This window comes from Polaromonas sp. A23, from assembly GCF_002001015.1.
In the GTDB taxonomy this organism is placed as follows: Bacteria; Pseudomonadota; Gammaproteobacteria; order Burkholderiales; family Burkholderiaceae_C; genus Polaromonas.
Map to the genome: position 1 here is coordinate 218,021 of NZ_MUNO01000017.1, position 22,322 is coordinate 240,342.

20 protein-coding genes and 1 riboswitch are annotated in these 22,322 nt (G+C 60.6%); of the genes, 10 read left to right on the forward strand and 10 right to left on the reverse strand.

Features of this window, described 5'->3' with window-relative positions:
- Positions 1–23: 23 nt before the first annotated feature.
- Positions 24–5,936: an excinuclease ABC subunit UvrA gene (gene uvrA / locus B0B52_RS08485; protein ID WP_077593182.1), complete on the forward strand. Its 5,913-nt coding sequence runs from the start codon at positions 24–26 to the stop codon at positions 5,934–5,936.
- Positions 5,937–6,022: 86 nt separating this feature from the next.
- On the opposite strand, the gene B0B52_RS08490 is transcribed toward uvrA, so the two are convergent.
- Together B0B52_RS08490 and B0B52_RS08495 are read right to left on the reverse strand one after the other, a co-directional pair.
- The gene (locus B0B52_RS08490) at positions 6,023–6,844 is read right to left on the reverse strand and encodes an HAD family hydrolase (protein ID WP_077593183.1); all 822 of its coding nucleotides are present in this window, start codon (positions 6,842–6,844) and stop codon (positions 6,023–6,025) included.
- Between the two features lie 36 nt (positions 6,845–6,880).
- Complete coding sequence (locus B0B52_RS08495) at positions 6,881–7,618, reverse strand: hypothetical protein (RefSeq protein ID WP_168173506.1); 738 nt, start codon at positions 7,616–7,618, stop codon at positions 6,881–6,883.
- 150 nt (positions 7,619–7,768) lie between these two features.
- A riboswitch (S-adenosyl-L-homocysteine riboswitch) is annotated at positions 7,769–7,843 on the forward strand.
- Between the two features lie 102 nt (positions 7,844–7,945).
- Here B0B52_RS08495 and ahcY point away from each other — a divergent pair.
- From ahcY to B0B52_RS08520, 4 genes are all read left to right on the forward strand, one after another.
- Positions 7,946–9,379 (forward strand): adenosylhomocysteinase, encoded by a 1,434-nt coding sequence (gene ahcY, locus B0B52_RS08505; protein WP_077593186.1) that lies wholly within the window; start codon positions 7,946–7,948, stop codon positions 9,377–9,379.
- Between the two features lie 141 nt (positions 9,380–9,520).
- Positions 9,521–10,528: a TlyA family RNA methyltransferase gene (locus B0B52_RS08510; RefSeq protein ID WP_077593187.1), complete on the forward strand. Its 1,008-nt coding sequence runs from the start codon at positions 9,521–9,523 to the stop codon at positions 10,526–10,528.
- A gap of 8 nt (positions 10,529–10,536) precedes the next feature.
- Positions 10,537–11,364, forward strand: coding sequence for a methylenetetrahydrofolate reductase [NAD(P)H] (gene metF / locus B0B52_RS08515; RefSeq protein WP_077593188.1), 828 nt, complete (start codon positions 10,537–10,539; stop codon positions 11,362–11,364).
- Between the two features lie 90 nt (positions 11,365–11,454).
- The gene (locus tag B0B52_RS08520) at positions 11,455–12,030 is read left to right on the forward strand and encodes a septal ring lytic transglycosylase RlpA family protein (RefSeq protein WP_254425666.1); all 576 of its coding nucleotides are present in this window, start codon (positions 11,455–11,457) and stop codon (positions 12,028–12,030) included.
- A 90-nt stretch (positions 12,031–12,120) separates the two neighbouring features.
- Here B0B52_RS08520 and B0B52_RS08525 read toward each other — a convergent pair whose 3' ends face one another.
- Entirely contained in the window at positions 12,121–12,585 is a 465-nt protein-coding gene (locus tag B0B52_RS08525) for a GNAT family N-acetyltransferase (protein ID WP_077593269.1), read from the reverse strand.
- A gap of 94 nt (positions 12,586–12,679) precedes the next feature.
- Here B0B52_RS08525 and B0B52_RS08530 point away from each other — a divergent pair, with 94 nt between their 5' ends.
- On the forward strand, positions 12,680–13,210 hold the full coding sequence (locus tag B0B52_RS08530) for a BON domain-containing protein (protein WP_077593189.1): 531 nt from the start codon (positions 12,680–12,682) through the stop codon (positions 13,208–13,210).
- A 9-nt stretch (positions 13,211–13,219) separates the two neighbouring features.
- On the opposite strand, the gene B0B52_RS08535 is transcribed toward B0B52_RS08530, so the two are convergent.
- The 6 genes from B0B52_RS08535 to B0B52_RS08570 all read right to left on the reverse strand — a co-directional run bounded on the left by B0B52_RS08535 (position 13,220) and on the right by B0B52_RS08570 (position 17,393).
- The gene (locus B0B52_RS08535; RefSeq protein WP_077593190.1) at positions 13,220–13,498 is read right to left on the reverse strand and encodes a hypothetical protein; all 279 of its coding nucleotides are present in this window, start codon (positions 13,496–13,498) and stop codon (positions 13,220–13,222) included.
- 693 nt (positions 13,499–14,191) lie between these two features.
- A complete protein-coding gene (locus B0B52_RS08545; RefSeq protein ID WP_077593192.1) occupies positions 14,192–14,686 on the reverse strand; it encodes a DUF2199 domain-containing protein in 495 nt (164 codons plus the stop codon).
- A 379-nt stretch (positions 14,687–15,065) separates the two neighbouring features.
- The gene (locus B0B52_RS08555) at positions 15,066–15,464 is read right to left on the reverse strand and encodes a hypothetical protein (RefSeq protein WP_139351868.1); all 399 of its coding nucleotides are present in this window, start codon (positions 15,462–15,464) and stop codon (positions 15,066–15,068) included.
- Between the two features lie 26 nt (positions 15,465–15,490).
- Entirely contained in the window at positions 15,491–15,871 is a 381-nt protein-coding gene (locus B0B52_RS08560; protein WP_077593195.1) for a hypothetical protein, read from the reverse strand.
- Between the two features lie 430 nt (positions 15,872–16,301).
- Positions 16,302–16,898, reverse strand: coding sequence for a hypothetical protein (locus B0B52_RS08565; protein ID WP_077593196.1), 597 nt, complete (start codon positions 16,896–16,898; stop codon positions 16,302–16,304).
- Between the two features lie 99 nt (positions 16,899–16,997).
- Positions 16,998–17,393, reverse strand: coding sequence for a hypothetical protein (locus B0B52_RS08570; protein ID WP_139351869.1), 396 nt, complete (start codon positions 17,391–17,393; stop codon positions 16,998–17,000).
- A 322-nt stretch (positions 17,394–17,715) separates the two neighbouring features.
- On the opposite strand from B0B52_RS08570, the gene B0B52_RS08580 reads away from it, so the two are divergent.
- Genes B0B52_RS08580 through B0B52_RS08595 form a run of 4 tightly spaced genes read left to right on the forward strand, consistent with a single transcriptional unit; the run spans position 17,716 to position 21,165 of the window.
- Entirely contained in the window at positions 17,716–18,339 is a 624-nt protein-coding gene (locus tag B0B52_RS08580; protein WP_077593199.1) for a GbsR/MarR family transcriptional regulator, read from the forward strand.
- 2 nt (positions 18,340–18,341) lie between these two features.
- Positions 18,342–19,757, forward strand: coding sequence for a cytochrome ubiquinol oxidase subunit I (locus tag B0B52_RS08585; protein ID WP_077593200.1), 1,416 nt, complete (start codon positions 18,342–18,344; stop codon positions 19,755–19,757).
- Positions 19,750–20,781 carry a cytochrome d ubiquinol oxidase subunit II gene (locus tag B0B52_RS08590; RefSeq protein ID WP_077593201.1) on the forward strand — a complete coding sequence of 344 codons (1,032 nt, stop codon included), beginning with the start codon at positions 19,750–19,752 and terminating at the stop codon, positions 20,779–20,781. The genes B0B52_RS08585 and B0B52_RS08590 overlap by 8 nt, the downstream gene beginning before the upstream one ends.
- 51 nt (positions 20,782–20,832) lie before the next feature.
- A complete protein-coding gene (locus B0B52_RS08595) occupies positions 20,833–21,165 on the forward strand; it encodes a hypothetical protein (protein WP_077593202.1) in 333 nt (110 codons plus the stop codon).
- 39 nt (positions 21,166–21,204) lie between these two features.
- On the opposite strand, the gene paaE is transcribed toward B0B52_RS08595, so the two are convergent.
- Complete coding sequence (paaE, locus tag B0B52_RS08600; protein WP_077593203.1) at positions 21,205–22,317, reverse strand: 1,2-phenylacetyl-CoA epoxidase subunit PaaE; 1,113 nt, start codon at positions 22,315–22,317, stop codon at positions 21,205–21,207.
- Positions 22,318–22,322 lie beyond the last annotated feature (5 nt).

Here is a 22,322-nt window from a genome sequence, read left to right on the forward strand (position 1 = left end):
ACCTACAGGAAAGCACCCCACCCATGTCTCAGGGAATCATCCGCATTCGCGGCGCGCGTCAGCACAACCTCAAAAACCTCGATCTCGACATTCGCACCGGGGAGATGACGGTGGTCACGGGCCCCAGCGGCTCCGGCAAGTCATCGCTGGTGTTTGACACCTTGTTTGCCGAGGGCCAGCGCCGTTACGTGGAAACTTTTTCGGCGTACGCGCGGCAGTTTCTGGACCGCATGGACAAGCCGGCCGTCGACAAGGTCGAAGGCGTGCCGCCGGCGATTGCCATCGACCAGACCAACCCGGTGCGCAGCTCGCGCTCCACCGTGGGCACGATGACGGAGCTCAACGACCATCTCAAACTTCTGTATGCGCGCGCTGCGCAGTTGTTCGACAAAAAAACAGCTCAGGCCGTGCGGCATGACACGCCCGAATCGATTTATGCCGAGCTGATGGCACGCACGGCCTCGACCGATCCGAGAGTGATCATGACCTTTCCGGTGGAGCTGCCTGGCAACACCAGTGCCGAAGAGGTGACGCAGTGGCTCTCGGCCAGCGGTTTCACGCGTGTACATGCCGAGCGCGATGTGGCCACGCCGGCGGGGCCGCACAAGCTGCTCGACGTGGTGGCCGATCGTTTCCGTGTTCATGCCGCCGAAAAGTCGCGTGTGGTGGAAGCGATTGAAATGGCACTCAAGCGTGGTGGCCGCCTCAATGTGTATGTTCAGGCGGCAGAGGAAGGAGGCGCTGAACAGATGTGGCGCTTCTCGACCGGCCTGCATTGCCCCGACAGTGACCTGCGTTATGGAGAGCCGACGCCTTCGCTGTTTTCTTTCAACTCGGCCATGGGCGCCTGCGAAACCTGCCGTGGCTTTGGTCGTGTCATCGGGGTTGACTATGGCCTGGTGATTCCCAATGACAAGCTGACCCTGCGCGCCGGCGCGATCAAGACCTTGCAAACCCCTGCCTGGGCCGAAAACCAGGACGACCTGATGCGCCACGCCGAAGCCGCAGGCATTCCGCGTGATACGCCCTGGTACAAGCTCACGCCAGCGCAGCAGCATTGGGTGATCCACGGCACGCCGGGCTACAAGGACGGCCAGTGGAAGAAGCAGTGGTATGGCATCAAGCGTTTTTTCGCCTACCTGGAGACCAAGGCCTACAAGATGCACATTCGTGTGCTGCTGTCCAAGTACCGCAGCTACACGCCGTGCGAAACCTGCGGCGGCGCGCGCCTGAAGCTCGAGGCCTTGCTCTGGCGCCTGGGCTCCAAAGAAGCGGCTGACGCCGTGCTGCCACCCGGCAAACGCTTCATGCCGGTTGGTGTGGACTGGACTCGCACCCAGCTCGAAGCCTTGCCCGGCCTGAGCCTGCATGACCTGATGCAACTGCCAATTGATCGCCTGCGCGATTTTTTCAACGGGCTGGCACCAGTCGCACTGCAGGACGGCAGCGCACCCGATGCTGAATTCAAGGCGCTCAAGTCGCTGTTCGAGGAAATCCACACCCGCCTCAAATACCTGTGTGATGTGGGCATCGGTTACCTGACGCTGGACCGGCAAAGCCGCACGCTGTCGGGCGGCGAGGTGCAGCGCATCAACCTCACGACGGCGCTGGGTACCTCGCTGGTCAACACGCTGTTTGTGCTTGATGAACCTTCGATTGGCCTGCACCCGCGCGACATGAACCGCATCACCCAGGCCATGCACCGCCTGCGCGACGCCGGCAACACGCTGGTGGTGGTTGAGCACGATCCCGCGGTCATGCTGGCGGCCGACCGCATGATCGACATGGGCCCCGGCCCCGGTGAAAAGGGCGGCCAGATTGTTTTTGACGGCACACCCGAAGACCTCAAACACGCCGACACACTGACCGGTGCCTACCTCGGTTCACGCAAGCAGGTGGGCATGGGCTTCAAGCGACCAGTGAGCGACAACACGCCGCGTCTCATTCTGGAAGGTGCGCGTGACCACAACCTGAAGAACCTGACGGTGGAATTTCCGCTGCAGCGCCTGGTATGCGTCACAGGCGTCAGCGGGTCTGGCAAGTCCACGCTGATGCAGGACATTCTTGCACCGGCCCTGCTGCGCCAGTTCGGCAAGGCGACGGAAACGCCGGGCCTGCATGACAGGCTGATGGGTGCGGACTACCTGACCGACGTGGTGTTCGTGGACCAGTCGCCCATCGGGAAAACGGCGCGCTCGAACCCAGCGAGTTATGTGGGTGCGTGGGACGCCGTGCGCGAACTTTTCGCCCAGACCCCGATGGCGAAGCAGCGCAGCTATACCTCTTCCAAGTTCAGCTTCAACAATGGCGACGGGCGCTGCCCGACCTGCGGTGGCTCGGGGTTCGAGCACGTGGAGATGCAGTTTCTCAGCGACGTGTACTTGCGTTGCCCCGACTGCGATGGCAAACGTTACCGTCCAGAAATTCTGGAAGTCACGATCGAACGCAAGGCAATGGGGGATGTGCGTCCGCGGCTGATGAGTGTGTCGGACGTACTGGATCTGACGGTAAGCGAGGCCTGCGCGCTTTTTGCGCAGGACCGCGAAGTGATACGCGCGCTGCAGCCGATTGTTGATGTGGGCCTGGAGTACGTGAAACTGGGCCAACCTGTGCCGACGCTGTCAGGCGGCGAAGCTCAGCGCCTCAAGCTCGCCGGGTTTCTGGCGGGCGCATCCAAAACAGCCAGCAACAGCCGCCAGCCACTGGCGTTGAAAAACATCAACCGCGGAACCTTGTTCCTGTTTGACGAGCCCACCACCGGACTGCACTTTGACGACATTGCCAAGCTGATGCGCGCCTTGCGCAAGCTGCTTGACGTCGGCCATTCGCTGATCGTCATCGAACATAACCTCGACGTCATCCGCTCGGCCGACTGGCTGATTGACCTGGGTCCGGAAGGCGGGGAAGCCGGCGGCCTGCTGGTTGCCCAGGGAACACCTGAGACGGTGCGCGAGCACCCGACCTCGCATACAGCGCTGGCGCTGCGCGAGTACGAGCAGGCCATGGGCAAGGTGCACGGTGTGGAAGAAGCACGCGCCAAGGCCTGGACCACCAAGCCGGCCTTCTCCAACCTGATCCAGATCGTCAATGCCAAGGAGCACAACCTCAAAAGCCTGTCGGTCAACATTCCGCGCGGCCAGTTCAATGTGGTGACCGGCGTGTCGGGTTCCGGCAAGTCCACGCTGGCTTTTGACATCCTGTTCAACGAAGGCCAGCGGCGCTACCTTGAATCACTCAACGCTTATGCACGCAGCATTGTGCAGCCGGCGGGCAGGCCCGAGGTGGATGCGGTTTATGGCATTCCGCCCACCGTGGCGATCGAGCAGCGCCTGTCGCGCGGTGGGCGCAAGTCCACCGTGGGCACCACGACGGAGGTCTGGCACTTTTTGCGTTTGCTGTATGTGAAGCTCGGTATCCAGCACTGCACCAAAGACGGGGCCGCCGTGATGCCGCAAAGCGCTGACAGCATTGCGGCGCAACTGCTCAAGGCCTACCGCGGCCAGCACATCGGCCTGCTCGCGCCGCTGGTGATCAACCGCAAGGGCGTCTACACCGAGCTGGCTGACTGGGCGCGGCCGCGTGGCTACACACACCTGCGTGTGGACGGCGAGTTCTTGCCGACCACCGGGTTTCCGCGCATCGACCGTTTCAAGGAACACACGGTGGAGCTGCCGATTGCCGACATCCATGTGACACCGGCCAACGAAGCCTTGTTGCGCCAGGCGCTGGCCACCGCGCTGGAACATGGCAAGGGCATCGTCCATGTGCTGGCCCCACTGGACGGACTGCGCGGCGCCATGATGGCGGGCGTGTCGACCAAACAGATAGGCGCGTTGCAAGCCTCGTCGACCAAGCGTGCTTGCCCGGTGTGTGCCACCTCTTACCCTGAGTTGGATCCGCGTCTTTTCAGCTACAACAGCAAACACGGCTGGTGCCCGGACTGTGTCGGCACCGGCGTCAAGCTGACCAAGGAGCAGCGCAAGGTGTTTGACGACTCCGTGCGTGACGACGACAACAAGGGCCGCGAGCAGAGTTTTGCCGAACCGGAAGCCGAAGACGTGGTGGACGCCGCCTGCCCGACCTGCCAGGGCACACGCCTGAACGCGCAGGCGCGCGCCGTGAAATTTGCCGGCGTCGGCATTTCCGATATTGCGGCTTTATCTGTGACCGATGTGCGCGCCTGGGTAGAGAAGCTCGCGCTTCTGGGCCGCGAGGCGGGCATTGCGCGCGACCTGATCCCTGAAATCAAAAGCCGCCTGGAGTTTTTAGAGGACGTCGGTCTGGGTTACCTGACGCTGGACCGCGGCGCACCCACACTCTCGGGCGGCGAGGCGCAACGCATCCGGCTGGCGGCGCAACTGGGTTCCAATCTGCAGGGCGTTTGTTATGTGCTTGACGAGCCGACCATCGGCCTGCATCCGCGCGACAACCAGATTTTGTTGCGCGCCCTGGGCAAGCTCAGTGAGCGCGGCAACACGCTGGTGGTGGTTGAGCACGACGAAGACACGATTCGCCGTGCCGACAACATCATCGACATCGGCCCCGGCGCCGGCAAGCGCGGCGGCCAACTGGTGGGGCAGGGAACGGCCGCGCATCTGGCCACACTACCGGATTCACTCACGGGGCGTTACCTGGCCCAGCCGCTGATTCATCCCCTGCAGCTTCGGCGCGAGACACGCACAGGCGCTGCGCCGGCTGCCGCCGTGCTGGTGCTGCCCGTTGCTGTCGGCGCCAAGCCTGTGAGCAAGCAGAAGGCTGCGGCCTTGAAGGCACAAGCACTGAAAGCGGCCGCCGCGAGCGCCAGTGCGCTGCACAACGCAGCGCCTGCGGCAGCCGGGCCCTTCACCTCCTGGCTGAATGTGGTGGGCGCCGATCTGCACAACCTCAAGAATGTGTCCGTCACCGTGCCGCTGTACCGGCTGGTGGCCGTGACGGGTGTGTCAGGCTCGGGCAAGTCAACCCTGGCGCGCGACGTGCTGCTGGCCAATGTGCAGGCCGGCGTGGCGCAACGTTCGACCAAGGCCGGGCGCGATGCCGACAACGCCGGCAAACACCCGACGTGGACCGGCTGCGAGCGCATCGAAGGTTACGAGGTGGTGGACCGCGTGCTGGAAGTGGACCAGACGCCCATCGGCAAGACACCGCGCTCATGCCCGGCGACTTACATCGGCTTCTGGGACACGGTGCGCAAGCTGTTTGCCGACACGCTGGAAGCCAAGGCACGCGGCTACGGCGCCGGGCGCTTCAGCTTCAACACCGGCGAGGGCCGCTGCCCGACCTGCGAGGGCGCGGGCGTGCGCACCATCGGCATGAGCTTTCTGCCGGATGTGAAGGTGCTCTGCGAAACCTGCCACGGCGCACGTTTCAACCCCGAAACCCAGGCTGTCACCTGGCGCGGCAAGAACATCGGCGATGTGCTGACCATGGAAGTGGACGAAGCTGTCGAGTTCTTCGCCTCCATGCCGGCCATTGCGCATCCGCTGCAGTTGCTCAAAGACGTGGGCCTGGGTTACCTGACTCTGGGCCAACCGTCGCCGACGCTGTCGGGCGGTGAGGCGCAGCGCATCAAGCTGGTGACCGAGCTGTCCAAGGTGCGCGACGACATCACGCGGCGCGGCCAAAAGGCGCCGCACACCCTCTATGTGCTGGACGAACCTACGGTGGGCCTGCACATGGCCGATGTGGAAAAACTCATCCACGTGCTGCACCGGCTGGTCAACGGCGGCCACAGCGTGGTGGTGATCGAGCACGACCTGGATGTCATTGCCGAGGCTGACTGGGTGATTGACCTTGGTCCCGATGGCGGCAACGCCGGCGGCCGGGTGGTCGCTTCCACCACGCCGGAGCAGGTGGTGAAGCTGGGTACCGCGACTGGAAAGGCGCTGAAGGGCGTTCTGAGCCGGGTTGGTGTCAGCGGTGTGCTATTGAATCAGTAGCTACTCGCGTCCGTGAAATAAGGGCTGGGTGCCGATTTGGCTTGAAACTTCTGTTGCAATGGCCGCTAGGGGCCGCAGAAACGCATTCAGCGGGAGCGCGCCGCCAGCAGGGCGGCTGCCAACTCGGCAAAGCCCGCGCCCCGTTCACCGTCAGTGATGTAGCGCGGTTTGTGGCTCAGCTCCGCTTCAAAGCGGCGGATGTTGGCCACACCCACCGAATGCGGGAAGGCCTCGAACATCAACTGGTCGTTGGTCGAGTCGCCCACGTACACCCACTGTTCGATCTCCGCATCCAGATCACGGCCGAACAATTCGCGGACGATCCAGCGCGCGCCTTCGAGCTTGTTGTGCGCGCCGAACCAGCCGTTGATGTGGATGGAGCTCACCGTCGCGTTCATGCCTTCGCTCTGCATGATCTGCATCGCCCGGGTGATGTCCTCCGGCGGAAGGTGCACAAATTCGCTGTGGTCAATGGCAATGTCGGTTTCGCGGCCCGGGCTGTCTTCGGACAACACGGCACCAGGGACTTCACGCACCACGCGGCTGCCCACCTGCTGCATGCGGGCATAGTTGGCGGCGCGTGTCGGTGCATCCTGTTGATATAGTTTTGATAGCGCCTCACGCCCGCCGGATAAGGGCTGGAGGCTATTTCTATTGGCAAGAAGCGCCACGGCGCCGTTTTCAGCCACGATGGCATCGACCGGCCAGCTCAACGCAAACGGCTCGCTCCAGCCGACCGGCCGGCCGGTGATGGGAATCACGTGCAAGCCGGCGGCCTTGAGATCGCTCAGCGCCTGCAGCGCATCGGGTGTGATGGCGCCCTCGGTGGTCAGGGTGTCGTCGATGTCGGTGAAGACGCCGAAAATCTGGGCACGCTCATTGGCGAGCCAGCGGGTAAGTGGGTGCATCAGCTTCCTCAGGGGGCGTTATTCGTTCGTTGGATCTCAGCCGCGCAGCCAATACCAGGAAATCAGTCCCACGCCGGCGACACCGGCCAGCAGCCAACCAGACCAGTTCGGGCCTTGCTGTCCCGGAGGACGGCTGCCTTCTTGCCGGGGCGAGGGGCGCGCTTGTGTACCGTGGGTCGCTTCCGTGGGCGGCGCGAAATCCGGGTCCTCGACAAGCCCGGTGGACTGTATGGGAAGCGGGTTGTCAAGTTGCTCCAGGAGCGAGCGCCAGTCCAGTAACTCGCGCGCAACAGCCGGGGTGAGGCAAATTGCGCTGCCCGGTTCATAGATAGCTACGTCGCCGGTCTGGATAGCGGTGGCGGCCAGCTCGACCACCAGGGCATAGAGCATCGCCGTCCTGTGCCGGGGAATGGTGGCGACATCGAGCTCCATCAGGTGCACAAGGCCCTCGGGCTTCAGGGCGGGGGGAACCAGCTGGTCATCTTGCGCCAGCAACGCTGATACGTCCTGGCGAATCTTCCTTGCTGCATCGCCGGCATCAAAACGCAGGATATGAGTCTCGCCCGGCGGCCTGGCAAGAACACCACCTGCCTGGTATTCGGGGTGAACGATGGGATCTGGCTGCCAATGCACCTCCAGCCCGTTGCGCTCACTGTTCTGAGAAAGCTTTACTTCGAAATCTGACGTTTCCATGGCAGCTTCCGCGGCGCGCAGGTCAAAGTTGTCGAGAGCTTTTGCGAACAGATAGAGGCAAATGGTCTTGGGTTCTTGCATGGTGAAATTTTCTCACGAGTAATGTGGCCCCCACGGTTGCTCACTTTGTGTAGCGCCCTGCCCCTCGAAGGGGCTGCTGCGCCTGCGGCCTGGCGAAGCCAGTTCCGCGGCCCCTGTTGGTGCATTGCCCACGGATTGGTATAATTCAAAGTTCCTGAGGAGCGTTGCAACCCACGACATGTGGTCTAGGCTCAGGACTTTCATTTGCAACCACGCTCACCCGCATGTGCTCTCAAGCCGGGTGAGACAACAGACTCCCCCGCCGATTTGAAGCCATGTGGCCGTGGCTATTTTGCCGAATTGAACCTTTGATTTTGGAGATACCCCATGAACGCCGTATTGAAACCCGCTGCTGCCGACCACGTGATTGCCGACATTTCGCTTGCCGCCTGGGGCCGGAAGGAACTGAACATTGCCCAGACCGAGATGCCCGGCCTGATGGCCATTCGTGAAGAGTTCGCGAAGGCGCAGCCGCTGAAGGGCGCGCGCATCACCGGCTCGCTGCACATGACCATCCAGACCGGCGTGCTGATCGAGACGCTGCAAGCCCTGGGCGCCGACGTGCGCTGGGCCTCGTGCAACATCTTCTCCACACAAGACCACGCCGCCGCCGCCATCGCCGCCGCCGGCACGCCGGTGTTCGCCATCAAGGGCGAAACCCTGGCCGACTACTGGGACTACACCCACCGCATCTTCGAATTCACCGGCGCCAAGGGCACGCCCGAAGAAGGCCCGAACATGATCCTGGACGACGGCGGCGATGCAACGCTGCTGATGCACCTGGGCACCAAGGCCGAAAAAGACGCCAGCCTGATTTCCAAGCCCGGCAGCGAAGAGGAAATCTGCCTGTTCAACTCGATCAAGGCCAAGCTCGCGATTGACCCGACCTGGTACAGCCGCCGCCTGAAAAACATCATCGGCGTGACCGAAGAAACCACCACCGGCGTGCTGCGCTTGAATGAAATGTCGGCCAAGGGCACGCTGGCCCTGCGCGCCATCAACGTCAATGACTCGGTGACCAAATCCAAGTTCGACAATCTGTATGGCTGCCGCGAATCGCTGGTCGACGCCATCAAGCGCGCCACCGACGTGATGGTCGCGGGCAAGGTCGCTTGCGTGGCCGGTTATGGCGACGTGGGCAAGGGCTCGGCCCAGGCCCTGCGCGCGCTGTCCGCACAAGTGTGGGTGACTGAGATTGACCCCATCAACGCCCTGCAGGCCGCGATGGAAGGCTACAAGGTCGTGACCATGGAATACGCTGCCGACAAGGCCGACATCTTTGTGTCCGCCACCGGCAACAAGAACGTCATCACCTATGACCACATGGCCAAGATGAAAGACCAGGCCATCGTCTGCAACATCGGCCACTTCGACAACGAAATCGACGTCGCTTCGCTCGAAAAATGCACCTGGGAAGAGATCAAGCCGCAAGTTGACCACGTGATCTTCCCGGACGGCAAACGCATCATCTTGCTGGCCAAGGGCCGCCTGGTGAACCTCGGCTGCGGCACCGGCCACCCGAGCTTTGTGATGTCGTCCAGTTTCGCCAACCAGACCATTGCACAGATCGAACTGTTCACCAAGCAGGCTGCTTACGAAGTGGGCAAGGTCTACGTGCTGCCGAAACACCTGGACGAAAAAGTGGCGCGCCTGCACCTGAAGAAGGTCGGCGCGATGCTGAGCGAGCTGAGTGATGAGCAGGCTGCGTACATTGGTGTGTCAAAAGCTGGCCCCTACAAGGCCAACACCTACCGCTATTGATTAGGGCTACTGCGCGACCCGATCTCGGCGTTGCGGGGCCCGATCAGGCAATCCTCATGCACCTGAAGTGCATTCCGGTTGCCTGCCACCCGCGCCTTGATATCGGGGCGCTCGCTACGCCCTTGAGGCTGCAGGAGATTCATGCGCGCTGACTTATTCCTCGTCGAACACGGCCACGCCGCCACCCGCTCCCAGGCCCAGCGCCTGATTGCTTCGGGTGTGCAGTGGCGTGCCGAAGAAAGCGCGCCGTGGAAAAAGGTGGCCAAGAACGGCGATGAAGTGCCGGACGGGGCCGAGATCCAGGTGCCCGACACCACCGAAGCCAAGTACATCTCGCGTGGCGGCTTGAAACTGGAAGGTGCCCTCAAAACCACCGGTGTTGATGTGGCGGGTCTGCGCTGCCTGGACATCGGCCAATCCACCGGCGGCTTCACCGACTGCTTGCTGCAGCACGGCGCTGCCCAGGTGGTGGGCGTGGACGTGGGCCATGGCCAATTGCACGGCACCATGCGTGATGACCCGCGGGTTGTCTGCATCGAAGGGGTCAATGCCCGCTCTTTGACAGCGGATGAATTGGCGGCGCACTACAGCCGCGCCACTCAGGATGACGACGATGCAGCCTACGAAGATCACGGAGATCAAGAAGGTGACTCCGGCTTCAATCCGGTGTTTGACTTCCTAACAGGTGACTTGTCCTTTATTTCATTGACGCTGGTGTTGCCGGCCGTGGTGCGTTTGCTTAAGGCCGATGGCCACCTGCTGATGCTGGTCAAGCCACAGTTTGAACTGCAGCCTGGCCAGGTGGGCAAAGGCGGCATTGTGCGTGACCCGGCGCATTTCGAGTTTGTCGAAAAACGTCTGCGTGACACCTGCGCCGCGCTGGGCCTGGACGTGCTGGGCTGGCTGGACTCGCCGATAGCAGGAGGCGACGGCAACCGCGAGTTTTTTGTTCACGCAAAAAAAGGCCACAACGCTGTCGATGAAGACCAGCCGCTGGTGGCGGCGCCCGCCCGCAACCTGCCCAAGCGCACGCCACGCAGCGAGCTGCGCGCCCTGCATGAGGCACACGAGGACTCAGAAGAAGCACACGCTGGCCAGCCTGGCCCGGCACGCGGCAAGCGACGCGACAAGAAAACAGACAAGGATTGAGGTTGGCAATGAATTTCCCCATCAGCTTTGAATTTTTTCCGCCCAAGACGCCCGAAGGCGCAGACAAGCTTCGCCTGGCGCGCAGAGCGCTGTACGCCTACAAGCCCGAGTTCTGCTCCGTCACCTTTGGGGCCGGCGGCTCCACGCAGGACGGCACCTTCGGTACTGTTGGTGAAATCCTGAAAGAGGGCGTTGACGCAGCCTGCCATTTTTCCTGCGTCGGTGCGACCAAGGCCACGGTGCGCCAGCAGCTCGCTGCCCTGCAAGCCATGGGCGTAAAGCGCCTGGTGGCCTTGCGCGGCGATTTGCCCAGCGGCTACGGCGCTGGTGGCGAGTTCCATTACGCGAGCGACCTGGTGGCTTTCATCCGCGAATTCACGGGTGACGCCTTCCACATCGAGGTGGCGGCCTACCCCGAGATTCACCCGCAGGCCAAATCGGCCGACGCCGACCTGCAGGCGTTTGCCGCCAAGGTCAGGGCCGGCGCCAATTCGGCCATCACCCAGTATTTTTTCAACGCAGACGCTTACTTCCGCTTCGTCGACGACGCAAAGAAGATGGGCCTGGACGTGCCGGTTGTGCCCGGCATCATGCCCATCATCAGCTCCACGCAGCTGATGCGTTTTTCCGATGCCTGCGGCGCGGAGATCCCGCGCTGGATCCGCCTGCGCCTGCAGGGCTTTGGCGACGACCTGGCTTCCATCAAGAGTTTCGGCCTGGACGTGGTGACCGACCTGTGCGACCAGCTGCGCAGCGCAGGCGTGCCCGGGATTCATTTCTACACCATGAATCAGTCGCAGGCGACGGTGGAAATCTGCAAGCGGCTCGGGAGGTGAATGTGGTGTTGATTCATCTACGCTGGTCGATCCCCGCAAGCGGGACCCCTCGCCCTACGCTTCGTCGTCTCCAGTCGGTTGGATGAGGGATTGATTTTGTCCACCGGCGCTGTAAGGCTCTGGATCGCCACCAGCCTGCTGGTGTTGTCAGGCTGCACAACGCCACCTGCCTCCGACACTGCGCCTCCCGCGCCCGGCGCTTCTTCCCGCCCGGCGGCCAGGACACCCGCTGAGGCAAGCGTTGCGGCCGAACCTGCACCGGTTGCCTCACCGCTGCTGCCAGCCGGTGAGGCGCTCAGGGAGTTCGAGCAAGGCAAGGCTTCCTGGTACGGCCCCCGCTTCAACGGGCGGCGTACCGCCAGCGGCGAGCGCTACAACATGCACGAGCTGACGGCTGCGCACAGGACACTGCCTTTCGGTACGCTCGTGCGGGTGCGCAGCCTGGTCAACGGCAAAGAGGTGGATGTGCGCATCACCGACCGCGGGCCTTTCAGCCGCGGCCGCGTGATTGACCTGAGCCGCGCCGCTGCCGAGGCGATCGGCATGCTCGGGCTCGGCGTGAAGGACGTGTTGCTGCTGGTGCCGGAGTCCACCCCGCCGGTGGCCCAACCGCCAGCGGCCACAAAACGGCAGCGTACCGTCAGGCGGGTACCCGGCCCGCGCTGACGGTACCGTGGCTGGAGCCGGGTACAGGCAACAAATCGGCCTCCAGCCCTTATTCAGCAGGCGTAGGCAGCTCCTGAATACATAGCAATTTCATGGTAATGCAGAAGGCAGCACCATGCGAAAGCTGAAGCCATGGCGCTCAAAATCCAGCGAATCGTAAAACGCATGTGCCTTCTCACGTTTGAGGTTGGACGACAGCGCGAGCTTGTAACAACCGCATTCGGCGGCCAGTGCCATGGCATGGCGCATCAGGGCCTTGCCTATGCCCTGGCCATGCGCAGCGGGGTCCACCGCCACGTCTTCAACCACCGCCGATGGCGCGCCCAGGTGGCCGAGGTTGTCCATGATGAGCAAGGCAAAGGTGCCGACCACGCGCTCCTCCACCAGGGCGACATAGAGCGTGTAGTTGGGGTAACTTGCCATGCGCTCCCAGATACGGGTGGCGTCCGGCAGGGCAAGAACATCGCCGTCGTCAATGTCGGGCTGGGCGTAGAGGCGCAGCACAGCAGGCAGATCGGACTCGAGGGCGGGGCGCAGGGTCAGTGAATTGTTCATGGCTGCACTTTTCATGGACAGCATGTCGGTGAGATGACAAGTCCACGCCCTTGCCGTGAAAATCCGCTATCGTGGCGGGTCACTGGAGGCAAACATGAAACTTCGCGGCCGGGTTGTTTTGTTCGTTGGTTTGGCAGCGTTGCCCTTCGCTGTGCTTGCGCAGGAGAAGGCGAATGCGCAACAGGAACGCGGGAATCATTTCAACGATCCCTTTCTGCAAGTGACCTCGGCCATGCCCGGCTGCCCAGTGCCCGAGGGCCCGATGTTCACGCAGCAACAGGTGCGTGCCGAAGCACATGTGCGTGCCCAGCACGGCGGCAGCTGCTTCCGCTCGGGCCGGTGCCGCCTCCCCAACTCCTATCTCTACGACAAGGAGATCATTCCCCGCATGGTCAGCTACCTGCAGCAAGACGGCCGCTTCAACAACACCAGCGTCTGGGTGCTGGGAGAGCGGCGGCTGGTGACACTGATGGGTTGCGTGCAGTCTCAGGAACAGTCCCGGGCGATGGAGCAGGCTGTGATGCTGGTTGATGACGTCATGGGCGTGGTCAATTATTTGAGTGTGGGTACCACGTCCAAGTCGAAATACGGCGTCGCGGCGGTGGAGTCGAAGACGGCTCGGTAAGTACCGGCCTCAGTCGTGGGTGTCCCGCGACTGGAACTCGATGCCCCCGATGTAAGGAAACAGCAGGTTGTAAACCCAGCATCCGATCGCGACTGACAGGTAGCCCATGACCAGGTAGATGACGGGAAAAGCCAGAATGGCCAGCGCCGACATGCCCGCGCCCTGGTGCGCGAAAGGAGCGGCGATCAGCATGAAGGGAATCACGAAAACCAGCGAGCTCACGGCCATGAGCACTGCGAAAACCTTGGCGTTTTGGTGTGGGGAAAAGCGTTCGATTTGTTTTTTCATGATGTGGCGTCTCCATGCGCCTGAGGGTTGATTCATCGGCACGATGGCCGCTCGCTTGCTCGTAGATGCTATCGGGTCAGCTTTGACGATATGGCGTGTTGAAGTCTAGTCAGACAGCCTTTCTCCATAACCACGACGGCATCAACACGGACATCGTTGTCTAGCTTGAAAATAAAATGATCTGGCTGCGGCAAGTATTTGACATAACCGGACCCGTGTGGTCCGGTTGTTACGTGCATTGGTACGGCGATTCCCGGTTTAAATTCACCAACCTCTTTGAGCTGCTCGTACGTTATGCAAATCACAGAGGGGCTAAAGCTGGTCTTGACAGAGCCTGTGTAAACCTTGTCAACGCCCGCGTTAAATCTGATCTGTGTGTTCCAGACCGCATTGGGTCTGGACGAGTAAAAAACGATTTCCTGATCGTAGGGCTGATTCGGTGGGGAATTGCTCGTATCAAGGCCAAGGTACACGGTTATCCGGCGGCCTATGGGTATGTCAACTTTCTGAATAAATTCCCGATACCGTTTTGGCCACGTATCCGGAATGGACTCGAAAGACGCGCATGACGTCAATAGGAGTGCTGTCACCAACCCCACAGTTGTGCACTTGATCGTTTTGAAGAGTCGGCTCATAAATTCCTCGAATAAGTCCCAGACGTGCACGCACACTGCTATTGAGTTGTCCAAGCCTTTAAGGCCGCAATCGCCCCGCAGCCACATCGTGCCAAAAATCCATCGATACGCCGGACGCCAGAATCGCTGCGACAGCCGTTCCCGGTGCGACCCACTTGATGTAAGGCGTTGGGTCGCCTTTGATCACCTCGAACTTCACCCGCGTTCCGTACGAGTGGGCGACGCCTTGAACCGGGTTGGCCAGTTTCCCCTCCACCCAGTCTGCATAGTCGGGCGTTGAGTCTTCGTTCTCCCTGAAGTGGAGAAGCCGTTGGTAATCCGACTGCGACACCTCGACCCAGCAGATACATCCCAACGGATCACCCTCAGTTTCAGCCAGCGGCAGCTCGATCTCGCAATGCACAAAGAACTGGTTGTCCGCCGCGTGGCACATCGATTTGCTGTCTTCCTCCACATCAATGACGCGGCCCCGGTCTGTTTCCGGCGCGTTCCACATGAAGTAGCGGGGAAGTTCGTCGTGCGTGTTGCCGCAGTGTGCGCATTGGTAGGGCATGGGTTCCTGAGCGAAAAAGAAAGTTGGGTGGTTTCCTGCGGGATGTGTTGTCTCCGCTTGACAGTCAACTGCCTCCGCCAAAGCTCGAAAACGGAAAACAAACCACGGAAACAATCTTCGGAAAACAAATGCCGAGTGTGACCCCAAGGACTATGGACCCCAAAGCCCACCAACCCAAGGTAGACAGAGAGACCGGCAAGGGACCAAGCGCGAGCCTGCCAAGAATGCCGATCCAGAAGCAGCCCATGCCTCCGATGAGGGCGCCGACGATGCGATCACGCCGCGTCACCGGGGCGTGCCACCACCGCGCGAAGTTTTGAAATCTGCGCCGGAAAAACCCGTTCATCATTTTTTTAGCGTCTGATGTGAAATGAAGTGGCTACGCTGCCACCTTGTTGGCGTACCAGCGTGCGCCTGCGCCGGTAAACAGCCAGTACAGCGCGACTATTTCCAAAATTGAACTGAGCCAGATATTGGCCTCTGTCCACCATGGCGCAGGTATTTCAGACGGCAATAAAAAATACCCGGCGGCGCTGATGACGGCGAAAACGAGCAAGGTGATTCGCGCCCAGTTTTTGCGCCTTGCCGCAAAGGTGATCAACGTGGCATACAAGCCCAAAAGAACCAGAAAAACAATGACAAGGAAAGCTGTTTCACCAGCCATGTCGGGCTCGGGAAACATCAGCGTGAGACCTGCATCGACAACGACCAGCAGTTGCGTGATCCAGAGCAGGATGATGGCCTGGCGGACTTGGGGTGGGATATCGGGTTGGAACATTTGTTTTGTGTTGACAGGGCCAGACATCATTCGTCATTGCCCCACTGGCTGATGTCGTCGACGGGTTGTGGAAGACGCTCCTCAAGCCACTTGGCGACAGTATCAGGTCTGAAAGTGGAATCTGAGCACTCTATAACCCAGGAAAGAAACTCGCTTGGCCCACCGTTCATGTAAGGCGGTGGCGAGACGGGTTTGAATACGGTTGGCAGACGCTCTTCGACTGAAAGATAGTTCAAAACGTGGCCAAGTTCTTGAACCACATGCCAGGCGAGCTTGTTGTCAATGTCGATGGAGAACTTGACCCACCACAGGCCATCGTTCTCCAACCCGTGACCCAGGGAGGGATGGACACCGGGGATCGACTTGAGGAAAGACTCAAGGGAGATGAAGTCGCGCTCGGTTTTCATGACGTTCCGTGTTGGCCGACTAGTTAGAGTTCATCGCTCGATCCTGCCGACACAGATAGTAAGGAAGAGAGAAAAAAGTAGGAGCAGGCCGCCGATGGCCGCCAACCAGCCTGCGTAATGAGCAAACGCTCCGCTTGCTGCGAGAGCCTGAAATGTAGACGCCCAAGTTTCCGGATTTCCCACGGTGTTTCTCACAGCTATCACTGCCTACGCGAGGGCCACAATACCTAATGCGATGAGCCAATTGCGCAGAGCGCGCAGAAATTCTAGGCGAGCGAGACGGCTCAATTGATCATGCGAAGAGATCGGCATCAATGAACTCTACGTTGACGTAACCGGCGACCAGGAATAGATGCGCGGGAAGCGCACGAACGCATCTGGGCGACCGTGTTGACTGACCAGCTGGACCGGACCGCCGCGGCAGGATTGATCACTTGTTCGTGCTCCCCAAGCCATTTGACGCCGAAAGGCACAGCGCCTTTCCTTCGTCGATGAGCGGTTCGAATGCTGACTTCGTATCGTTGTGAATCGAAAGAACGTTCCAGGATAGATGGTTGATTGCCTCGTCCAACTGCTCCAAAGCGCCCTCGATTTCTTTCAGATTCATCTTGTTGTCGACATAGAAGGCGTCTTCATTGCCTCGTGCGGTTCGATGCGCGATGTTGAAATGCCTCCAGTTCTTGATCTTCGCCAGAGGACTGCTCTTTTCCGACAAGCACGCCTCTGCTTCTGGAAGCAGGGTCTTCAATTCGGCATCCCCATACCTGCGCACCAACGTGATCAAGTTTGGTAGGGAGTATGTGCTGCCAGTGGAGTCAATGATCGTGCCCACCTTCGCGAAAAGGGCGTCAAAGATCCCGCGCCACAGCTGCTCTAGCAACCAAGGAAAGCGCTGGACAACGGCCGGTGAAGCCTTGGAGCCCTCATGCACTCCCTTCAGCAAGTAGAAGTAGCTCCAAGCCTGAGCCATAGCTTTACCAAGTGCCTCGACCATCGCTTCGAGGTTCGCGCGCTGATCTGGATTCATCTTTATCGTACGGTTCAACGTCGAAGGTAAGAGGCGCGTAGTCGGCTCGCCGGCGGAGCGTCCCTCTTGACCGAAATGTTAGACATAGGCAACGTGGCCCTAATAGAGTTTGATTTCCAAGACGAGATCAGTGATTCGATGTGCAATGCTCTCATGATTTAGCCTTCCAGAAAGCTCCAGAAGGTTCTGTTTTTTGGTTCCGTTTTTGAATTCCGGGTCACCTTCGGTTTCCCAATAAAACGTTTTTGGAACGATGATGTGAGCAATATCAGCATAGTCAAAAGGCTGGCTCCAAAGACCACCATCTTCGATTTGAGTATCAAGAATTTCCGAATAGTCAGGAACGCCACAAGTCCAATAGTGAATCCCACCAAACTTCAACGCTCGAAAGGTTGTCCATGCGCACCATGACTCGCTAAGGCGCGAGTTATGGGCTCCTTGCCCAAGGACCTCGCGACACGCGAGAAAGAATTTTTTCCACTGGTCATTGCGCATGATGTCTAACGTAATGTATAGAGCAAGATCTGCTCGATAAACTGGCCCGTGCTCGATATTCTGGGTCTGCCAAATGTGCACAAGTCGTTGTTTTTAAAAGAATATTCCATCTTTGCCGCTACTCCTCAGCCAGATAAATAAGCGCCAAACCCCGCAGCCGGAGTTTAGGCGCTGCAGAGCGCGCCGCGCATCTCCCATTTGGACGGCCCTTTTTGCCGACCGCAAAACCCCTAGATCGCCATGGCAAAAACCTTGAACCTTGATCTGCGTCATTGATTTCCTATAATTTCAGTAATTCCTGAAAATTCAAGAAAATCAAGCCATGAACCTCGCCCCCCTGACCCAGCGTTTTGTTCTGCACTTCGGGGAAATGGGCAGCCGCTGGGGCATCAATCGGACGGTGGGGCAGATCTATGCGCTGCTTTATGTCTCACCGCGCGCGCTTAATGCCGACGACATTGGCGAGGCGCTGGCGTTTTCGCGGTCCAACGTCAGCATGGGTCTGAAGGAGTTGCAGTCGTGGAATCTGGTGCGGCTGCAGCACTTGCCGAACGACAGGCGCGAGTACTTTCAGGCACCCGAAGATGTGTGGGCCATTTTCCGCACGCTGGCCGAAGAGCGCCGCAAGCGCGAGATCGATCCCACGCTGTCCATGCTGCGCGACGCGCTGATGGAGCAGCCCGCCAGCCAGGACGACATTCACGCCCAGGCGCGCATGAAGCAGATGCATGACCTGATTGAGCTCATGACCGGCTGGCTGGCCGATGTGCAGAAGATGGACTCGGCCACGCTGATCAAGCTGATGAAGATGGGGGCCAAGGTGCAGAAGCTGCTGGAGATCAAGGACAAGGTTACCGGCTCGGTCAAGGCGGGTTTGACAGGGCGCCCGGCAACGCCCACAGTGGCTGGGCAGCCCGCCGACACGCTTGACGACAACAGGAGCTGACGATGGATGGTTTTGACGCATTCCTGCTGGCACGCATTCAGTTCGCGGCCAACATCACCTTTCACATCCTGTTCCCGACCATCAGTATTTCGCTGGGCTGGGTGCTGCTGTTCTTCAAGTTGCGGTTCGTTAAAACCAAAGAGCAGCACTGGATGGACGCCTACCAGTTCTGGGTGAAAATTTTTGCGCTGACCTTTGCGCTCGGCGTGGTCAGCGGCATCACCATGAGTTTTCAGTTCGGCACCAATTGGCCGGGCTACATGGAGAAAGTCGGCAACATTGCCGGGCCGCTGCTGGCCTATGAGGTGCTGACGGCCTTCTTCCTGGAGGCCACCATGCTCGGCGTGATGCTGTTTGCGCGTGAACGCGTGAGCGAAACCATGCACACCGCGGCCACACTGCTGGTAGCGGGCGGCACCACGCTCTCTGCCTTCTGGATCCTGGCGCTCAATTCGTGGATGCAGACGCCCGCGGGCTTTGAAATGATCAACGGCCAGGCGCATGTGACAAGCTGGTTCGAAGTAATTTTCAATCCTTCATTTCCCTACCGCCTGGTGCACATGCTGCTGGCCTCGGGCCTGACGGTGGCCTTCCTGGTGGCGGGTATTTCCGCCTACCGCTGGCTGCGCGACGACAAGACCCCCGAAGTGATTGCCAGCCTGAAGACCGGCATCTACATGGCCGCCATGCTGATTCCGCTGCAGATCATTGCGGGTGATCTGCATGGTCTCAACACCATGGAACACCAGCCGGCCAAGCTGGCAGCGATGGAAGGCATCTGGAAGACGGAGAAGGGCGTGCCCGCCGTGCTGTTTGCCCTGCCGGACGAGAAGGCCAAAACAAACCACTACGAAATCGCGATTCCCAAACTCGCGTCGCTGTACCTGACCCATTCGCTGGACGGCGAGGTCAAAGGCCTGGACCAGTTTGAAGGTAAACATCCGTCCGTGGCGCCAGTGTTCTGGGCCTTTCGCATCATGGTGGGTGTAGGCGTGCTGATGTTGCTGGTCAGCTGGGCCAGCGTGCTACAACTTTCACCATGGAAGAAGGGCACGGCACGCGAACTGACGGTGTGGCATGCGCGCCTGTTGGTGGCCATGACTTTTGCCGGATGGATTGCCCTCGTGGCCGGCTGGTACGTGACCGAGATTGGCCGCCAACCCTGGCTGGTGACGGGCGTGCTGACATCTGCAGAGGCGGCTTCCAAGGTGCCGGCGCCGCGCATTGCACTCACCTTGAGCATGTATTTGGCGATGTATGCGGTGCTGCTGACGTCTTACATCTCGGTGGTGTTCTACCTGGCGCGCCACAAAAAGCATGCGGGAAAACCGGTCGGGGACGACAACACGGCCGGCGAGATCGAGAAAGCACTCAACGTGGTGAATTACCCCGAGAAGGAAGGAGCTCCCAATGCTTGATCTTGCCCCCGACCTTACGCAAGCCGCAGGATGGATGCCCATCGTCTTTCTGGCGGTGATGGGCCTGGCCATGCTGGCCTATGTGATCCTCGATGGTTACGACCTCGGGGTTGGTGTGCTGATGCGCCGCGCCAGCGACGACGACAAGGACACCATGATTGCCAGCATTGGCCCCTTCTGGGACGCGAATGAAACCTGGCTGGTGCTGGGCGTGGGCATCCTGCTGACGGTGTTTCCGCTGGCGCACGGCGTGATCCTGGGTGCGCTGTACCTGCCGGTTGCTTTCATGCTGATCGGGTTGACGCTGCGCGGCGTGGCTTTCGACTTTCGTGTGAAGGCGCGCACGGCGCACAAGCCGCTGTGGAACCGCATGTTCTACACAGGCTCGCTGCTGGCCAGCTGGAGCCAGGGCTACATGCTGGGCTCCCTGATTACCGGGTTTGCGACCAGCTGGTGGACGCTGGTGTTCAATGCCGTGATCGGGCTCGCCCTGGTGGCGGCGTATTGCCTGCTGGGTGCGGGCTGGCTGATCATCAAGTCGGAAGGCGCGCTGCAGCTGCAGGCGGTGCGGTGGGCGCGCTCCAGTCTGTTGTTTACCGTGGCTGGCGTTGCGGCCATCTCAGTGGCCACGCCACTGGTCAGCCAGCAGATTTTCGATAAGTGGTTTTCCTTTCCCAACATCGTGCTCCTGCTGCCGATTCCGGCGGCAACGGCGGTGCTGTTCGCGGTGATCTACCGCAGCCTGCAGCGCCTGCCAGTGCGCCTGGCCCAGGGCAATGAATACGGCGCCTGGGTGCCTTTTGGCGCGACCGTGGGGGTATTTTTGCTGGCTTTCTACGGCCTGGCCTACAGCCTGTTTCCCTGGCTGGTCATTGACCGGATCACGATCTGGCAGGCGGCTACCGCGCCCGAGGCCATGGGTGTCATTCTGGTGGGGGCGCTGGTGGTGCTGCCCATGATTGTGGGCTACACCGTGTTTGCCTACAGGGTGTTCTGGGGAAAGAGCACCGCGCTCAAGTATTAGGGCGCGGGGAACGTTTGAACGATAGAATCCACGGCACAACATCCCCACCCCATGAGAGCGCAGAGCAAATACAACGCATCACTCCTGTCGGCAGTTCCGCTGACAGATGAGCAGCGACAGGCCGCTGAAGAGAAGTTCCTGCGAACCCTGGAACGCACCTTGGGCAGCGCTTCGGCCGTTCGGGGGGCTTACTGCGAGTGGCTGGCGGCATGCTCACTGCGCGCGGAGAACCCTCTTGAGGCGAGTGCTCCCGAAGAACTGCAAGCCATTGCGCGCTGGGAAAAAGCCGCAGACGCTGCCACGCGCCATGTGCTTGGCCTGATGAAGATTCCCGAGACCGGGGCTTTCTTCGAACTTCACGTCTGGAATTCCAGAACCCACTGAGCACGCCCGAAGGGCAGGCAGACGCGGCGAGCGTGGGGACTACCTCTCGTCGTAGCTGATTCGTACGTTGTCACTCAGCGGCCGCGCTTGGCAGCTCAACACAAAGCCCTTCTTCACTTCCCAGTCTTCCAGGGTGAAGTTTTTCTCCATTGCAACCTCGCCTTCCAGCACCTTGGCGCGGCAGGTGCAGCAGACACCGCCCTTGCAGCTGTAGGGCAAGTCCAGCCCGGCCGCCAGCGCCACGTCGAGTACGCGTTCGTGTGCAAACATGCGCAATTCGTGCGCCTTGCCGTCAAGCTGTACCGACAGGCGTATGGCGCCAGCTTGCAAGCTATTCTGGCCATTGGCCCTTGTGCTGCCTGCGTCAATAGCTCTTGATTTGATAGCGAATGCAGGTTGCCCGGCAGTCGTGAAACGTTCGGCATGGATGCGCTCCCTCGGCACGCCGGCTGCCAGCAGGGTCTGCTCGCAGCTTTCGATCATGGCTTCCGGGCCGCAGACAAAAGTCTCGTCGATGCTGGCCGGCGGAATCAGCGTCGCCAGCAGTTCGCTGACCTTGGCGCCGTCGAGGCGGCCATTGAACAGAGCGACTTCCTGCGACTGGCGCGAGAGCAGATGAATCAGCGTGAGGCGTGCGGGATAGCGGTCTTTCAGATCCTGCAGCGCTTCGTTGAACAAAATGCTGCTCGTGCGCTGGTTGCAATACACCAGCGTGAAGGTGGAGTCCGGCCCACCCGCCAGCGTGCTGGCAATGATGGACAGCAGGGGCGTGATGCCCGAGCCGGCGGCCCAGCCGACGCGATGCACGCCGCCCGTCAGGCGCGGCGTGAAACGGCCCTCCGGCGGCATCACCTCCAGCGTGTCGCCGGCTTGCAGCTGCGTGGCCCAGTTGGAAAAAACGCCGCCTTCGACCGGCTTGATGCCGACCTCGATGTCATGTTCTGCCACCAGACGTTGCGTGCTGCTGCAGATCGAATAACTGCGGCGCACCTGCTCGCCATCAATCGTCGCCTTGAGCGTGAGGAACTGGCCGGGCGTGAAGCCATAGATCTCGCGCAAGTCGGGCGGAATGGCAAAGCTGATGGCCACGGCGCCGGCGGCTTCAGGCGTGACGCGCTTGATGATGAGCGGGTGGAAGTGGGGAACGGACATGCGGG

Excerpts from the sequence above, each read along its gene's own strand:
- uvrA (WP_077593182.1), top strand. The coding sequence starts at position 24 with ATGTCTCAGGGAATCATCCGCATTCGCGGCGCGCGTCAGCACAACCTC.
- B0B52_RS08490 (WP_077593183.1), bottom strand. The coding sequence starts at position 6,844 with ATGCACCCACTTACCCGCTGGCTCGCCAATGAGCGTGCCCAGATTTTC.
- B0B52_RS08495 (WP_168173506.1), bottom strand. The coding sequence starts at position 7,618 with ATGCAAGAACCCAAGACCATTTGCCTCTATCTGTTCGCAAAAGCTCTC.
- ahcY (WP_077593186.1), top strand. The coding sequence starts at position 7,946 with ATGAACGCCGTATTGAAACCCGCTGCTGCCGACCACGTGATTGCCGAC.
- B0B52_RS08510 (WP_077593187.1), top strand. The coding sequence starts at position 9,521 with ATGCGCGCTGACTTATTCCTCGTCGAACACGGCCACGCCGCCACCCGC.
- metF (WP_077593188.1), top strand. The coding sequence starts at position 10,537 with ATGAATTTCCCCATCAGCTTTGAATTTTTTCCGCCCAAGACGCCCGAA.
- B0B52_RS08525 (WP_077593269.1), bottom strand. The coding sequence starts at position 12,585 with ATGAACAATTCACTGACCCTGCGCCCCGCCCTCGAGTCCGATCTGCCT.
- B0B52_RS08530 (WP_077593189.1), top strand. The coding sequence starts at position 12,680 with ATGAAACTTCGCGGCCGGGTTGTTTTGTTCGTTGGTTTGGCAGCGTTG.
- B0B52_RS08535 (WP_077593190.1), bottom strand. The coding sequence starts at position 13,498 with ATGAAAAAACAAATCGAACGCTTTTCCCCACACCAAAACGCCAAGGTT.
- B0B52_RS08545 (WP_077593192.1), bottom strand. The coding sequence starts at position 14,686 with ATGCCCTACCAATGCGCACACTGCGGCAACACGCACGACGAACTTCCC.
- B0B52_RS08555 (WP_139351868.1), bottom strand. The coding sequence starts at position 15,464 with ATGTTCCAACCCGATATCCCACCCCAAGTCCGCCAGGCCATCATCCTG.
- B0B52_RS08560 (WP_077593195.1), bottom strand. The coding sequence starts at position 15,871 with ATGAAAACCGAGCGCGACTTCATCTCCCTTGAGTCTTTCCTCAAGTCG.
- B0B52_RS08565 (WP_077593196.1), bottom strand. The coding sequence starts at position 16,898 with ATGAATCCAGATCAGCGCGCGAACCTCGAAGCGATGGTCGAGGCACTT.
- B0B52_RS08570 (WP_139351869.1), bottom strand. The coding sequence starts at position 17,393 with ATGCGCAATGACCAGTGGAAAAAATTCTTTCTCGCGTGTCGCGAGGTC.
- B0B52_RS08580 (WP_077593199.1), top strand. The coding sequence starts at position 17,716 with ATGAACCTCGCCCCCCTGACCCAGCGTTTTGTTCTGCACTTCGGGGAA.
- B0B52_RS08585 (WP_077593200.1), top strand. The coding sequence starts at position 18,342 with ATGGATGGTTTTGACGCATTCCTGCTGGCACGCATTCAGTTCGCGGCC.
- B0B52_RS08590 (WP_077593201.1), top strand. The coding sequence starts at position 19,750 with ATGCTTGATCTTGCCCCCGACCTTACGCAAGCCGCAGGATGGATGCCC.
- B0B52_RS08595 (WP_077593202.1), top strand. The coding sequence starts at position 20,833 with ATGAGAGCGCAGAGCAAATACAACGCATCACTCCTGTCGGCAGTTCCG.
- paaE (WP_077593203.1), bottom strand. The coding sequence starts at position 22,317 with ATGTCCGTTCCCCACTTCCACCCGCTCATCATCAAGCGCGTCACGCCT.